Source organism: Sporomusa rhizae, assembly GCF_041428845.1.
GTDB classification, from domain to species: Bacteria; Bacillota; Negativicutes; order Sporomusales; family Sporomusaceae; genus Sporomusa; species Sporomusa rhizae.
This window is the reverse complement of the sequence record NZ_CP156925.1, coordinates 2,997,429-3,011,573: the sequence shown is the minus strand read 5'-3', so window position 1 is coordinate 3,011,573 and position 14,145 is coordinate 2,997,429. Positions and strand designations below refer to the sequence as shown.

Genomic DNA, 14,145 nt, shown 5'->3' with positions numbered 1-14,145 from the left:
AATTAGAGGTAATATTCTAAGATAAACGGGAACATTATAAATCACGATACACTAATAGCATTTGGTTATGGAGGTCGTATGGATCAATCCCAGGCGTTGGGTCAGGAAAAAATCAGTAAATTATTATGGAAATTTTCGCTGCCGGCCATAGTAGGTATGGTGGTAAATGCATTATATAATGTTGTAGACAGTGTCTTTGTGGGAAACTGGGTTGGTGATATTGGCCTCACAGCTGTAACAATTGCTTTTCCCATTATGCTGGTTTTAATGGCAATAGGTATGTTAATTGGTATAGGTGCATCTACTTTGGTTTCTATTCGTCTTGGAGAGCAAAAGCGTCAAGAAGCGGAAATCATTCTTGGTAACGCGTTAAGTTTGATGGTCGTTGCTGTATTGGCTACTACAACGCTCGCACTTTGGTTTTTAGACCCAATCTTGATATTTTTGGGGGCCAATGAGCATGTGCTGCCATATGCCCGTGACTTTACCAGAATAATTCTCATCGGTAGTATATTCATGCATGTTGGCTTTGGTCTGAATAATATAATTCGCGCCGAAGGTAATCCCAAAGTGGCAATGGCGACTATGTTAATTTCCGCTTTATTGAATATGATATTAAATCCTTTGTTTATTTTTGTTTTAAAACTAGGTATTGCCGGTTCGGCGTTAGCGACAGTATCTTCCCAAGCTGTTTCAGCCACCTGGGTTCTTAAACACTTAACAAGCAATAAAGGGGTTATCAGGTTACGTAGTTCCAATCTTCGGCTTGATAAAACTATTGTTTGGGATATTTTTAAAATTGGTTTATCACCTTTTTTAATGCAGATTGCCGCTAGTGTGGTGACTATACTATATAACTACGGTTTGTTACGTTATGGGGGCGAACTGGCTGTAGCGGCTATCGGTGTAATTAACAGAGTAGGCATGCTGATACTCATGCCGGTATTTGGTATAAGCCAAGGCGTTCAACCAATCTTGGGATATAATTATGGTGCTAAAAATTATCGACGTGTTATCGAGGTTACGAAACTTGGCATATATGCTGCGACAGCAATATCTGTAGCTGGTTTTATTATAGTACAGGTATTTGCTATTCCGATTATCCGGTTATTTAATGATAACCCCGAGCTGGTTACGCTTGGCGCAAGTGGTTTAAAAATACTGCTATTCATGCTGCCGGTTATTGGTTTTCAAATTATCGGAGCCAATTATTTTCAGGCGGCAGGCAAGGCTGGTTATGCGATTTTTCTAAGCATGTCGCGACAGGTTATTATTTTAATTCCGGCCATTGTTATGTTGCCTGTTTACTTCGGCTTGCAAGGCATATGGTTTGCAGGACCGGTAGCTGACTTAGTGTCATCAATACTAACAGGTTTCTATTTATGGTTGGAATATGGCAAGCTGCGGAATAGGGAATTGGAAAATAATTCTTAGCGGGTTTAGTGATTAATCAGCAGGAAGTCTTATTAAAGGAACGAATATTACTAGTAAAAAATGAAAGGCTGGTAATTATGAAAAGCAGGTTGCTTGTTACCCTGCTTTCCGTTAGTGTTCTGACAGCAGTGATTGCTACTGCGCCTACTGAAGCAGCTAATCTTGCCGCTCATGAAGAAAACATAACTCAACTGAAAGCAGATGATCAAAGAATCGAAAAATTACGTCATGGCTACATCAAGCATGATGGTAACAAAGTGTATTATTACTGGTAATTTGTTTTTTGCAGAAGGCAACCAGAAAGGGTAGTCTTCTTTTTTTGTATCCTTTTGTACTTGTAACAAGGATCTATGAATAATAAAATGAAATAATATATGTAAATTTAGGATGGTTAGCAGGAAAATTACTGTTAAATGTGTAAACATGTATAAATGTGAATTAATTACTATTATAGAAGTGAAAGGACGGTAAACTATGGAAAGACAAATTCATGAACTTGTAAAAGGCGGCACTGATTATGTTATTGCACTGCGCCGTCAGTTTCACACATTCCCCGAGCTTGGCCGGGAGGAGTATGAAACGCAGAAGAAAATTATGGCGGAACTTAAGAGCATGGGGCTGGAGCCCCGTCCAGCTGCTGGAACGGGAGTAATTGCAGAAATAAAGGGAGGCAAGTCCGGAAAAACGGTAGCCATTCGTGCTGATATTGATGCGTTACCTATTCAAGATGAAATCAATCAGCCGTATCGTTCACAAAATCCCGGAGTCTGCCATGCCTGTGGACATGATGGACACACTGCCATGTTGTTAGGCATTGCAAAAGTATTTACGGCGATTAAAGACGAGTTGTCTGGTAATATTCGATTGCTGTTTCAGCCCAGCGAGGAAAGATTGCCCGGTGGTGCAATTGATATGATTACCGACGGCGCATTAAGAGGTGTAGATTTTGTTATTGGGGCTCATTTATGGCAGCCGCTGGATATAGGGACAATGGGTTTGACTTACGGGCCAATGATGGCTGCGGCAGATCAGTTTACCATTACAGTTCAAGGGCGTGGCGGGCATGGTTCGATGCCGCATCAGACAATAGATCCGTTATATGTTGGTGCGCAAATTGTTTTAGCTCTAAAAACAATTACAGGTAACAACGTTAACGCTAACGAGTTGGCAGTATTGTCACTAGGTGTATTTAAAGCAGGTGATGCGTTTAATATTATTCCTGATTCGGCGGTCTTGCAGGGAACAGTACGGACATTTACCCAGAGTACACGCGAAACTGTATTTGCTAGTATTGATAGGATTAGCAGTGGTATTTGCGCTGCGGCCGGAGCAACATATAAATTAGAAAGTTCTTTTGGTTATCCTCCTGTAGTTAATAACCCTGAAGTAGCAAAAACTGTTGCTAAAGTTGGTGCGGCTGTATTAGGAAAAACAGGTGTGCTTGAACTTAATCCGGCAATGGTGGCGGAGGATTTCTCTTATTATCAGGAACAGGTACCTGGTTGTTTCATGTTTATTGGCGCCGGCAATAAGGAGAAAGGAATTGTCTATACGCACCATCACCCGAAGTTTGATCTTGATGAAAAGGCTCTTAGCTACGGGGTGGAAATTATGGCGTCTGCGGCTTTACAGTTGATGAACGAATAATTTTTTTTAGCAGGAGGTGATTTCCGTGAATCCAATTAAGATCATTTTAACGCTAATTCCCTTCGTTTGGACAATTGGCATGATTCCGTTTGTTAATCGTGTTAAGCCTTTTGTTATGGGACTGCCATTTTTGGCGTTCTGGCTGGTAGCCGGCATTATTGTCGCTTTCTTATGTATTAAAGGACTGTATGCTATTGATTCAAAAAACAATAAAGGGGCGGACTAGCGCCAGCGAAGGAAGGGAAAGTTTATAATGAGTAATGAGGTAATGGCGCTTATTGTTATTTTTATCTTTGTTGTTGGCGCTACTGTCGTTGGAATGATCCCGGGTATGAAGCAGAAGATGAGTTTGGAAGAATGGGCTGTTGGCGGACGCAGTTTTGGCCGATGGCTAAACTGGTTTATTATGGCCGGTGAAATCTATACAGCATTTGCGTTTTTAGGTGCCAGCGGCTGGGCTTATGCTCGTGGCGGCCCCACTTTCTATATTTTAGGTTATGGAGCTTTGGCCTATCTGATTGGTTACTATCTTTTGCCTGCCATTGCAACTGCAGGACGTAAACATGGACTTATGACACAACCGGATTTAATAGAAAAATTATATGGTAGTAAAACACTTGGCATACTTACCGCCTGTATTGGCATTGCTTTCTTACTTCCGTACTTACAGCTGCAGCTTTCGGGCCTTGGTCTTATTATTGAAACCTGCTCATATGGGCAGATTACCCGTGTTCCCGCCATGCTGATTGCTTTCACAATGGTAGCAGCATTTGTTTATATGAGTGGTTTAAAAGGCGTTGCTACAACCGCAGCAATAAAAGACGTTATTATGATGGTGGCTGTTGTATTTTTTGGATTATATCTTCCTGCGCATTATTTTGGTAGTGTAGGAGGTATGTTTGAGGCTTTGGAAGCGGCTAAACCTGGCTTCTTGGCGCTGCCTGGCGGAACTAAGAATTTAGATGTAAGCTGGGTAATGTCGACCTTGGTAGTAACAAGTCTAGGATTTTATATGTGGCCGCATTTTTCAGCAAATAGCTTTAGTGCTAAAAATAATGATGTTTTGCGCCATAATGCTGTTTATTTACCGCTCTATCAGTTCTGTTTAATCTTTCCTATGTTTATCGGATTTACCGCGCTGCTGGTTTTAGTGCCCGCACTTAAAACCCCGGACATGGCGTTTATGGCGATTGTCCAACAGATTTTCCCGGGCTGGGCGCTTGGATTAGTTGGCGGTGCCGGGGCTTTGGCTTGTATGATCCCCGCAGCAGACTTATTGCTTTCTACTTCGATGTTGTTTTCACGAAATGTTTACGGTCGTACTATTGGTAAAAACAGTACTCCTGAGACCATAGGTCGCTTAGCGAGAATAGCCGTTCTTGTTCTTACTGCCATCGCTTTGTCATTAGCTATCTTTGTTCCCAATATGCTCGTTAATTTACTTCTAACTGGCTATTCCGGCGTGACTCAGTTTTTCCCGATGCTGGTACTAGGGTTGTGTTGGAAGAAAGCAACAAAATTTGGTGCTTATACCGGATTATTAGTTGGCGAAGTACTTGTTTTTGGCCTCATTCTGGGCAAAATGGATCCATTGGCTTTTGCCGGTTTAAATCTGAATGCCGGATTTGTTGCTTTAGTAGCTAACACTGCCACCTTTGTTATTGTGAGCTTGTTGACATGCAGCGCAAGTACAAAACAAGCTGATTCGGCCAAGGTAAATGAGAATATGTAATCAAACAAATTAACTTAGCCCGGATTATAAATCCGGGCTTTATTTTTTCCAAACAGATAAAATTCATAATAAATTCGTAAGGGAAAAGTGTTTCTTTGTTAGCTGGAACTTTAGTAAACATTGCTTTTATTTATAAAATTATCAATTTAGTGGAGGAAAATCCATAATTATGGTGAAATATAATTTAACCTTGGCAAGATTTTCAAAACAAGGAGGCAATACCACTAAAATAAATTTTTAGCTATTTATCGGTAATATTGTAGGATAAGCAGGTTTTTTATTATCGCTAATTAATAGAAAGCGTTTTATAAAGCAGGAATACAGCCATATATGGAGAAGCTACCTATAGTATATAGTAGCCAGCTTTTTTGGATTATTTACTAATTTCGCAAGAAGCTAATAGGAGGATACTTATGTGGACTGTAGTATACATAGCTTCGAACCGGGCACAGGCCGAAATGTATAAAAATGTGCTTTGTACGGAAGGTGTACTTGCTAATATTCGACCAGCAGGACTTGTTTCTGCCATGGGAGACGGCTTATATGAGATACTAGTTTTAGAGTCTGAGGCTAATGAGGCTCATTCCATTTTATGCCAGCATGCAATACGCTAGCCATCAGTATGCAGTATTTGGATTAAGGAGTGAAATTAATGTTGAAGAAGACAAGGATTGTTTGTACTGTAGGTCCTAGCACTGATAAACCCGGTGTGTTAGAGACAATGATGGAAGCCGGTATGAATGTAGCTCGGTTTAATTTTTCTCATGGCTCACACGAAGAGCATGCTAAAAGAATTGCCAGAGTTAGAGAAGCCGCTGAAACGGTAAATAAACCTATTGCCCTTATGCTTGATACTAAAGGACCTGAAATGCGGTTGGGATTATTTACTGAAGGTAAAATTTCTTTGGAAAAAGGGCAGAAGTTTATACTAACAAGCCGGGATGTGCCTGGCACTAAGGAAATAGCTTCTGTCAATCATAAATTACTGCCTAAAGAGGTTGCTCCTGGACAAACTATATTAATTTCCGATGGTTTGGTAAGTCTTCATATAGACGCAGTTGAGGGTGACGATATCATCACCACAGTAAATAATAGTGGGCAAATTGGTGATCGGAAGCGGGTTGCAGCACCCGGTATTGCCGTAAACCTTCCGCCGTTGTCTGAGCAGGATATAGCAGATATCCGCTTTGGTATTGCCAATCAAATGGACTTTATTGCAGCCTCATTTGTTCAACGGGCGGCTGATGTATTGGCCATCCGCAAGATACTTGAAGATGGCAATTACTCCATGGATATTATTCCTAAAATTGAGAACGCTGAAGGCGTTAAGAATATTGATGAGATCATCAAAGTTTCTGACGGTCTTATGGTGGCCAGAGGTGACCTTGGTGTAGAGATTCCTGCAGAAGAAGTGCCGCTAGTACAAAAGATACTTATCCAGAAGTGTAACAAGGCTGGTAAGCCTGTTATAACAGCTACTCAGATGCTGGAATCAATGATGACGAATCCACGGCCTACCAGGGCGGAAGCAAGTGACATTGCTAACGCTATCCTTGACGGTTCTGATGCTATAATGCTTAGTGGTGAAACAGCCTCGGGCCAATACCCGCTGGAAGCGGTTCAGACCATGGCACGCATTGCTATGCGTACGGAAGCTTCGCTGCGGCATAGTGATATTCTGATGGGTAAAGGAATTCAGTCACAGCGTACAACGACTGATGCCATCAGTCACGCTACAGCGCAAATATCGCATGAACTTGGTGCTGCTGCAATTGTTACTTCCACACAAACAGGTTATACAGCTCGAATGGTGTCTAAGTATCGTCCGCATGCTACTGTTGTTGCCGTCACTCCGTGTGCGAAAACAGTCCGTCGGATGTTGTTGCTATGGGGTGTTTATCCCATTCTAGGACCTAGCTTCAATAATACTGACGAAATGGTACATAGTGCTGTTTCCAGTTCGCTTAAAGCCGGTGTTGTTAAAGATGGTGACCTAGTTGTTGTTACTGCAGGTGTGCCGGCGGGAACGTCAGGTACTACGAATATGATTCGCGTACATGTTGTTGGCAACGTCTTAATGCGCGGTACCGGCATAGGTCAACGAGCTGTTACCGGCAAAATCGTTGTAGCAACTTCACTTAAAGATATTAGAAATAAGTTTCAGGCTGGGGACATTTTAGTTGTTAATAGCATCGACGAAGAGACGGCGCCTTATGCTGCAAAAGCCGCTGCGATCGTTGCGGAGGAAGGTGGATTAACTTCGCATGCCGCTATTGTCGGAGTAAGTTTTGGCATGCCGGTTCTAGTTGGTGTTGAAGGTGCTACCGAGCGGTTACAGGACGGAACGATTGTTACTGTAGACGCCGCCCGGGGTAGTGTATATCAAGGAGAAATTAACGCTAGATAGGGAGAAACCCTTATGGCATTATGGCTAATCATAGTTTTAGCAGGGATGATAATCATAGCCGCTTGGTGGTATTATACCAAGCGGCTTGATTGGCAACTGGCGCGCGTCAAATCTCAATTAAATGAGATAGCTAAGCGGCCGCAGCCAACAACTAAAGGCAAGCGAAAGATTTTGCGAAAAATTTATAAGCTTTTAAATGCTAGTTTGAATACCGGGAATGCCGACAATGCTTACCAGGCATTTGACTTATTAAAACTGGGATTAGGCAATGGCTTAGGTTGTATTGGTGAACCGGTAAAGCTAACATCTACCATCTATTTGGCAATAAAATTGAATCAAGAAGACGCTGCCGGGCATGGCATAGATGCATTTCGACCGCTCTTAAAAAATATGGCCGCAGCAGAAGTTCCAGGAGCCATAGAACAACTTGGTCTTATAGCGGTTATTAGTTTGAAACAGCGACAGAACTTTTTAGCGGCGCGGGCAGTAGAAGTTATTTCTATGGTTATGGTGCTTACGCCGGATGAAGCTGTTCAGGAAGCTGTTATGCGTGCTTATCGATTAATTGGGCTTACTGCATTCCGACGAAACGATGATGGCCTTATCCGTGAAATACAGGCAAAAATAGCAAGCTGGCTGGCTGCTCAGCCGCTAAACATAGTGTTGCATGAATATGCTTCCCGGGTAATGACGGTATGGCTGCACCGGGTCGTTAAAACCGGAGATGGTAAGAACTTCGAAGCGTTAGCACAATATATTGCACAGTTAACAGAAAAGAAAGTACTATCGGAGCAGGCTATTGCAAATATTGTTAAAGATTGCAGCCATCTCAGTGGAATGGACAGCCTTAATCCATATAGCCAAATAGCTGGTGCAGTTTCTTTGCTTAGTCTTGAATTAGCTGTGCAAGTTAGATTACTCGATACTTGGCGGCAGTCGCTGGATGGTGCTGGTCAAGCTGCTAGGCTAGCCATAGCCCAGCGCACTTTAGCTGACAGTTTGGCTGTAGTATATCCGATCTTTGAAATTGGCCGCCGTTTGTTGGTAATGGAACTGAATACCGGCTTTATGCCTGATACTTTCCGACAGCAGGCATTATTTTTGTTGATACGGGAATGTCTTCAATTGCTTGAGTTTATCACCAGACAAAACTTTACTACAACCGTGGCTGATTGTATTGAACAAATTTATCAAGACTGGATTGTACGTCAAATTAACGCCGGCCAGCAAAAGTCTATTCAGAGATTCTGCCAATTGGTATTTCTTTATAGTATCCGTATGAAAAGACGTCAGAAACATATTCCTGCAGATACCAGCAGTTTTAATGCGGAAGACGTTATTACACCAGCGCAAAAAGAACATTTAAAACAACTTGGATATTTGGCGTAAAGAAAAAAGGCGGAAATCTCCGCCTTTTATGCTTTTTGCCGAAAGGTATTTGGTTTGTGAAGTGAACCGGTCAATGTTAGTCCTAATGGCGGAATTAGTTGTCCGAGTTTACCGACGAGTGACGCTATACCAATACTTATAGCAATAGTCGCAAGATAGAAGGCAATCACGACCGGGTCTGTTAGAAGTATAGCAGCTTGATGTATTTCAAAGTTTACATAGTACATAACTAGGGGATGAACAAGGTAAACCAAATAGGAATGCTTCCCTAAGTTGCTTAAGATGGCCGCTGCCCAGTTTGGGAGCGGTTTACTAAAGATTTTGAATAAAAACAGTGTTGCTCCTACCGTATAAAGTACGCCGATCGGGCTGAGTTGGTGGACAGTGTTAACGGCCGATTCCAACTTATACTGTTTGAAGTAAACAAGATAATAGTAAAAAGTAAGCATTCCGGCCAATGTTACAGAAAAGAAAGCGTTTATCCATTGCTTGTTTTGTTCCAGTCTAGCGCAAAACTTAGGATAGAGTTCAGCGCAAACAGCGCCAAGTATAAAAATGAAAACGTAGTGTAGAACCCAATAACTCATACGGAATTGTATCGCTAAATTAATATATTTGTTAGCAGAATCGGCATGAATGGAGTAACTGGAATAATAATTAAAAATTATTTGTCCGGTAAGCAGTAGCAATAATCCGGTAACCGGTGATTTAAGCAGCTGTCTAACCAGCCAGCGCCACAGAGGCATAAGTGCATAAAACCAAATTAGGATAACCAGAAAATATAGTTGATAAGAAGCTAAACCAAATATAAAGTAGTGGTAAACTAGTGGTTCCTCCCAAATCGTTGTATCGCCAGTTGCCCAAGTATAATGCCACATGTATATAAGAGACCAGGCTATATAGGGCAAAAGTACGGCATTAAAGCGACGCCGCATAAATGACAGATAGTGAAATTCCTCTTTTAAGGGCTGGCTGATGAATAGTCCAAAAGCCGAAACAAAGAAAAATATTGGTACACTAAATCGCGAAACGATCTCAAACAGTGCAAATAAATGGGGATTGATATCCGGGGAAGCCAAAGAAAAAGCGCCTGTATGGATGCCTACAACTCCCAGCATCGAAATGCCTCGGATATAGTCAAGCGCAATTATATGTTTTTTAGTCATAATGTAGTTATTGCTCCTTAACTTGGACAGACTGCGTGGATTGTTTGAACTTATTTGTTAGATATAATCCGGCAATTACCATACCACCACCGCCGATTGTATAAATAGTAAGATGTTCTCCTAATAACCAAATACCTGTCAAAATTGCAAATAAGGGATTAAGATAACTGAACGCTGAGGTACGTACAGGACCAATTCGTTCTACTCCAGTATACCACATATAATAGCCAAATACTGAGCATAGTATAGCAAGATATAATGCCGTGCCAACGGTTGACCAGCTCGCAAGCATTATTTGTTTAATAAAAGGTACGGGTGTCAGTTGTGTTGAGAAAAAGGCCAGCGGCAGCAGCATGATTGTACCAAATAGATGAATATAGGCCATAGCCGTGAAGGGACGGTACTTTTGCAAAATAGCCTTACCATACAAGGTGAAGCCAGCCCAAACAATTGCATTTATCATGAGCAGGAGATCACCTTTAAGAGTAACTGACTGAAAAATACCTGCCAGCTGACCGTTAGTAATAATTAAACTTACACCGGTAAAGGCCAAGATAATTCCCAGGCAGCTAGCAAAACTGATTTTATCCCAGCCCAAGGCTGCACCCAGCAGTGCTGTTGTTATTGGACTTGTGGCAATTATAAGTGCAGCATTTATTGTGGAAGTATAAGTTAAGCCGGTATATTGAATATAAAAATACGAAGTAATGGAAAGAAATCCCAAAACAACAAATTGAGGAATGTCTTTTCGTTCAATAGTATTTTCCCGACCCATAGCTATTAGACAAGCTGCAAATACCGCAGATGCCAGGATAAAACGAAGAATAACCAGATTTAATGGAGATAATTCGTACATGCCGATTTTTGCGGCGGCAAAGGATGTTCCCCAGAGAAAGGACACACAAGTTAGCGCTATATAGATAAAGGACCCATTATTCATTAAAAAAACCTTTCATAATTAGATTCCAAAAGACATCACTATAATTATAGGCCGTAACTCTGATAGCTGCAATAAACTTTTAGATTATTGGATAGTGGAAAGCAGGTACTGTTCACTTGAAAGTCCTATCTCTGTGCAGTTTTTTGTCGAATAGGCAGGATTTTTCTTAGTTTCGTATAAATGGTTATAATAAACATCATTTTGGGGGGCTTTTTAATGAAACCGATAGGTTTACTAGACGGTAAAATAATAGATTTAGATGATTATGTTGTGCCAATGGAAGATAGAGGCCATCAATTTGGTGATGGTGTGTATGAGGTAACAAAGGTTTACAACGGACGCTGTTTTGCTCTGAAATTGCATATTGATAGATTATACCGCTCTTTGCGCGAGCTTAGAATTCCAGCTGTATATACCTTCGAGGAATTTGTGGAGTTTCATGAGTTACTTATTAAGGAGAGCGGGATTCTTGATGGTGCCATTTATCTGCAGATTACACGTGGTGTATCACCACGGGCACACGGATTTCCCGAAAATGTTGTACCAAGATTAACTATGTCGATACGTCCGGTCAATCCCTTACCGGATAAGAACAAATTAGAAGGAGCTAAAGGTCTGCTTATCCCTGATGAAAGATGGCTGAGATGCGACATTAAATCTCTTAACTTACTCGGCAACGTTATGGGAAAACAAAAAGCAAATGAGGCCGGCTGTTTGGAAGGCATTCAAATTCGCGATGGCTTTATTACAGAGGGTACCAGCAGTACCTTTTATGTGGTAAAAGATGGTGTCGTTTGGACATATCCTAAGTGCAATCTTATTCTAAATGGTGTTACCAGGACGATTCTAATTGAGAAAATTGCACCAGAACTTGGTGTTTTATTTATTGAGAAAAAGTTTGACGATATCTTTGCAAAATCTGCTGACGAAGCTTTTATTTCAGGCACTGGTACTGAAATCACACCGATTGTTACTCTTGATGGGAAGCCATTAGGCAATGGCAAAGTGGGGGAAGTAACCCGCAAATTACAAGATGCTTATTGGGCATTAATTGATAAAGAGTGTCAACGTAAATAATTATTAGGGACTGAGATGAAATGAATCTGACAGTAACTGAAAGGGCACAGGAGTATATTGCTAAGGACGGCGGCATTATTACTATAAGAATAGAAAAGCGCCTGATACCTAGCTGCTGCAAACTACAAACTGCTGACGTTCCGGTAGTGCAATTGGGGACGCCCGAAGAGCATGAACAAAATGATTTTCAAGTCTTCGATATTGATGGTGTAAGAATATACGCGCATAATTCATTGTTAGTTCATAGCGACCAAGTTTTTCTAAGCATAGATACTCAATTGAATTTGTTTGACAGAACGTTAGTCGTGTATGGATTGCCGACTAGTAATTCAAACTGTGGAATTTGTACATCGTGCTAAAGAAACGAACGCCGCAGGCTAATTAGTTAGCCTGCGGCGTTTCAGGCTGTCGACAAAGTCGGCAGCCTTTTTATATTTGAGAACCTCTTCTAATCCGGTGTGAAATATAGTAAAATAGAGATAATAAGAGATAATAAGAGATAATAAGAGATAATAAGAGATAATAAGAGATAATAAGAGATTGGGAGAGATAATCGTGCTTAAGAAGAAAAACAGAGTGATAACCGACCAAGTCGAATTTGTTTGTCTAAGCGAGCTAGTTCCACAAGATCATTTACTGCGCTTAGTTGATGCAAGCATAAATTTCGATTTTATATATGATGAAGTTAAAGATTTATACAGTGATACTACTGGCAGACCCAGTATCGATCCGGTCGTTCTGATAAAATTGCTAGTACTGCAGATTTTGTACGGTATTACATCTATGCGTCAAACAATTAGCGATGCTCAAGTCAATCTTGCTTACCGCTGGTTCTTAGGCTACGGCTTTCAGGAGAAGATACCGCATTTTTCTACCTTCGGGAAGAATTATGAAAGACGGTTTAAAGAAAGTGACCTCTTTGAAAAAATCTTTGAAAGAGTGTTATTTGAGGCCATAGAATGTGGTTTTATCAAAGCAGATGCTGTATTTTTTGATGCTAGTCATATTAAGGCCAACGCCAATAAAAACAAGTATGTTAAAAAGATGGCCCAGCATCGAGTACATAAATATAAGCGTGAATTGATGATTGAAATTAACGCTGACCGTGAATCACATGGCAAGAAACCTTTTACCGATGACAACGACAATGATTCTGACGGAACAATGATTGAAGAAAAGGAAGTCAAAGAAAGTACAACTGACCCAGAAAGTGGTATGTTCCATAAAGGTGAAAAAGAGCGTTGCTTTGCTTACACCGCCACAGTGGCCTGTGAGCGCAACAATTTTATTCTTGGTGTTAAAACAGCCCCAGGTAATGTTCATGATAGTCAGGTGTTTACCGATGTATTTCAAGATGTCATTGAAAAATTTAATGACATAAAAGCAGTAGTTGCCGATTCTGGTTACAAAACGCCGGGAGTATGTCGTGAAATTATGCAAGCAAATAAAATACCGGTTATGCCCTACAAACGCCCCATGACTAAAGAAGGATACTTTAAGAAATACGAGTATGTTTATGACGAATACTATGACTGCTATATCTGCCCCAATAACCAAGTGCTAAAATATTCCACTACAAATAGAGAAGGCTATCGGGAATACAAAAGCAATCCCAAGATATGTGTCCAATGCTCACTGCGTATACAATGTACCCAAAGCCAAAACTTTACAAAAGTCGTAAACCGGCATATCTGGGAATCTTACGTTGAATATGCAGAGGATGTCCGTCATACTCACCAAGGCCAAGACCTATATCGCCGCCGAAGCCAAACCATTGAACGTGTCTTCGCAGATGCGAAAGAAAGACATGGAATGCGCTATACTCGCTATCGTGGCTTGAGGAAAGTACAACACTACCTCACGCTTCTTTTTGCGTGTATGAATTTAAAGAAGTTAGCAATGTGGAAAAAAAAGCGCGGTATGTTACCGCCTTTTTCAAGAACTTTTCCGTCTATGTTATCAAAATTTATGAAACTCGTAACTATTAACAAATCCCGCTTGTTGGCCTTCCGGCCTGAAGCGGGATTTGTCTACACTCTGGAACGCCGCAGGCTAATTAGTTAGCCTGCGGCGTTTTGTCTTATTTTAGATTTGAAGCGCAGCTTGAGCAACCGCCGCCCTGTTCTTGGATTTTTTCTTCAAGGCGACCGTTGTTAAACAGGATCATTTCAGCCAATGCCATTGGCAAAACTTCAGTCAGTAAAACATCCATGGCATTATGCATTGCTTGCGCTTGATCTCTGTGACTAAGAGCAGTGGTAAGTTTTTGTTCGATTGGTTCACGATAAGTATTGAGCCAGCGCTGATAATGAGCGACTAACTCTGGTCCATCAAAATACATGATATCACGTCC

The 14,145-nt window shown here is 41.1% G+C and carries 14 protein-coding genes; 11 read left to right on the top strand and 3 right to left on the bottom strand.

Annotation, left to right across the window (positions count from 1 at the left end):
- Positions 1–78: 78 nt before the first annotated feature.
- From SRRS_RS14245 to SRRS_RS14210, 8 genes are all read left to right on the top strand, one after another.
- The gene (locus tag SRRS_RS14245) at positions 79–1,434 is read left to right on the top strand and encodes an MATE family efflux transporter (RefSeq protein ID WP_371361452.1); all 1,356 of its coding nucleotides are present in this window, start codon (positions 79–81) and stop codon (positions 1,432–1,434) included.
- An 8-nt stretch (positions 1,435–1,442) separates the two neighbouring features.
- The gene (locus SRRS_RS14240) at positions 1,443–1,709 is read left to right on the top strand and encodes a hypothetical protein (RefSeq protein ID WP_371361451.1); all 267 of its coding nucleotides are present in this window, start codon (positions 1,443–1,445) and stop codon (positions 1,707–1,709) included.
- A 199-nt stretch (positions 1,710–1,908) separates the two neighbouring features.
- Entirely contained in the window at positions 1,909–3,081 is a 1,173-nt protein-coding gene (locus SRRS_RS14235) for a M20 family metallopeptidase (RefSeq protein WP_371361450.1), read from the top strand.
- Positions 3,082–3,106: 25 nt separating this feature from the next.
- Complete coding sequence (locus SRRS_RS14230; protein WP_371361448.1) at positions 3,107–3,307, top strand: DUF3311 domain-containing protein; 201 nt, start codon at positions 3,107–3,109, stop codon at positions 3,305–3,307.
- A gap of 27 nt (positions 3,308–3,334) precedes the next feature.
- Positions 3,335–4,813 carry a sodium:solute symporter gene (locus SRRS_RS14225; RefSeq protein ID WP_371361446.1) on the top strand — a complete coding sequence of 493 codons (1,479 nt, stop codon included), beginning with the start codon at positions 3,335–3,337 and terminating at the stop codon, positions 4,811–4,813.
- A gap of 413 nt (positions 4,814–5,226) precedes the next feature.
- A complete protein-coding gene (locus SRRS_RS14220; RefSeq protein ID WP_371361445.1) occupies positions 5,227–5,427 on the top strand; it encodes a hypothetical protein in 201 nt (66 codons plus the stop codon).
- A gap of 38 nt (positions 5,428–5,465) precedes the next feature.
- Positions 5,466–7,220 (top strand): pyruvate kinase, encoded by a 1,755-nt coding sequence (gene pyk / locus SRRS_RS14215; RefSeq protein ID WP_371361443.1) that lies wholly within the window; start codon positions 5,466–5,468, stop codon positions 7,218–7,220.
- 12 nt (positions 7,221–7,232) lie between these two features.
- Positions 7,233–8,609 carry a hypothetical protein gene (locus tag SRRS_RS14210; RefSeq protein WP_371361442.1) on the top strand — a complete coding sequence of 459 codons (1,377 nt, stop codon included), beginning with the start codon at positions 7,233–7,235 and terminating at the stop codon, positions 8,607–8,609.
- A gap of 26 nt (positions 8,610–8,635) precedes the next feature.
- On the opposite strand, the gene SRRS_RS14205 is transcribed toward SRRS_RS14210, so the two are convergent.
- Positions 8,636–9,775, bottom strand: coding sequence for an acyltransferase (locus SRRS_RS14205; protein ID WP_371361440.1), 1,140 nt, complete (start codon positions 9,773–9,775; stop codon positions 8,636–8,638).
- Between the two features lie 7 nt (positions 9,776–9,782).
- Positions 9,783–10,715 (bottom strand): DMT family transporter, encoded by a 933-nt coding sequence (locus SRRS_RS14200; RefSeq protein WP_371361438.1) that lies wholly within the window; start codon positions 10,713–10,715, stop codon positions 9,783–9,785.
- Between the two features lie 216 nt (positions 10,716–10,931).
- On the opposite strand from SRRS_RS14200, the gene dat reads away from it, so the two are divergent.
- The 3 genes from dat to SRRS_RS14185 all read left to right on the top strand — a co-directional run bounded on the left by dat (position 10,932) and on the right by SRRS_RS14185 (position 13,856).
- Positions 10,932–11,792, top strand: coding sequence for a D-amino-acid transaminase (dat, locus tag SRRS_RS14195; protein ID WP_371361436.1), 861 nt, complete (start codon positions 10,932–10,934; stop codon positions 11,790–11,792).
- A gap of 20 nt (positions 11,793–11,812) precedes the next feature.
- Positions 11,813–12,151 carry a CC/Se motif family (seleno)protein gene (locus tag SRRS_RS14190; RefSeq protein WP_371361435.1) on the top strand — a complete coding sequence of 113 codons (339 nt, stop codon included), beginning with the start codon at positions 11,813–11,815 and terminating at the stop codon, positions 12,149–12,151.
- Between the two features lie 196 nt (positions 12,152–12,347).
- Positions 12,348–13,856, top strand: a complete 1,509-nt coding sequence (locus tag SRRS_RS14185; RefSeq protein WP_371361433.1) for an IS1182 family transposase — start codon at positions 12,348–12,350, stop codon at positions 13,854–13,856.
- A gap of 16 nt (positions 13,857–13,872) precedes the next feature.
- Here SRRS_RS14185 and SRRS_RS14180 read toward each other — a convergent pair whose 3' ends face one another.
- Positions 13,873–14,133, bottom strand: a complete 261-nt coding sequence (locus tag SRRS_RS14180) for a hypothetical protein (protein ID WP_371361431.1) — start codon at positions 14,131–14,133, stop codon at positions 13,873–13,875.
- Positions 14,134–14,145 lie beyond the last annotated feature (12 nt).

Coding starts and splice junctions, on each gene's coding strand:
- SRRS_RS14245 (WP_371361452.1), top strand. CDS start 79: ATGGATCAATCCCAGGCGTTGGGTCAGGAAAAAATCAGTAAATTATTA.
- SRRS_RS14235 (WP_371361450.1), top strand. CDS start 1,909: ATGGAAAGACAAATTCATGAACTTGTAAAAGGCGGCACTGATTATGTT.
- SRRS_RS14225 (WP_371361446.1), top strand. CDS start 3,335: ATGAGTAATGAGGTAATGGCGCTTATTGTTATTTTTATCTTTGTTGTT.
- SRRS_RS14220 (WP_371361445.1), top strand. CDS start 5,227: ATGTGGACTGTAGTATACATAGCTTCGAACCGGGCACAGGCCGAAATG.
- pyk (WP_371361443.1), top strand. CDS start 5,466: ATGTTGAAGAAGACAAGGATTGTTTGTACTGTAGGTCCTAGCACTGAT.
- SRRS_RS14210 (WP_371361442.1), top strand. CDS start 7,233: ATGGCATTATGGCTAATCATAGTTTTAGCAGGGATGATAATCATAGCC.
- SRRS_RS14205 (WP_371361440.1), bottom strand. CDS start 9,775: ATGACTAAAAAACATATAATTGCGCTTGACTATATCCGAGGCATTTCG.
- SRRS_RS14200 (WP_371361438.1), bottom strand. CDS start 10,715: ATGAATAATGGGTCCTTTATCTATATAGCGCTAACTTGTGTGTCCTTT.
- dat (WP_371361436.1), top strand. CDS start 10,932: ATGAAACCGATAGGTTTACTAGACGGTAAAATAATAGATTTAGATGAT.
- SRRS_RS14190 (WP_371361435.1), top strand. CDS start 11,813: ATGAATCTGACAGTAACTGAAAGGGCACAGGAGTATATTGCTAAGGAC.
- SRRS_RS14180 (WP_371361431.1), bottom strand. CDS start 14,133: ATGTATTTTGATGGACCAGAGTTAGTCGCTCATTATCAGCGCTGGCTC.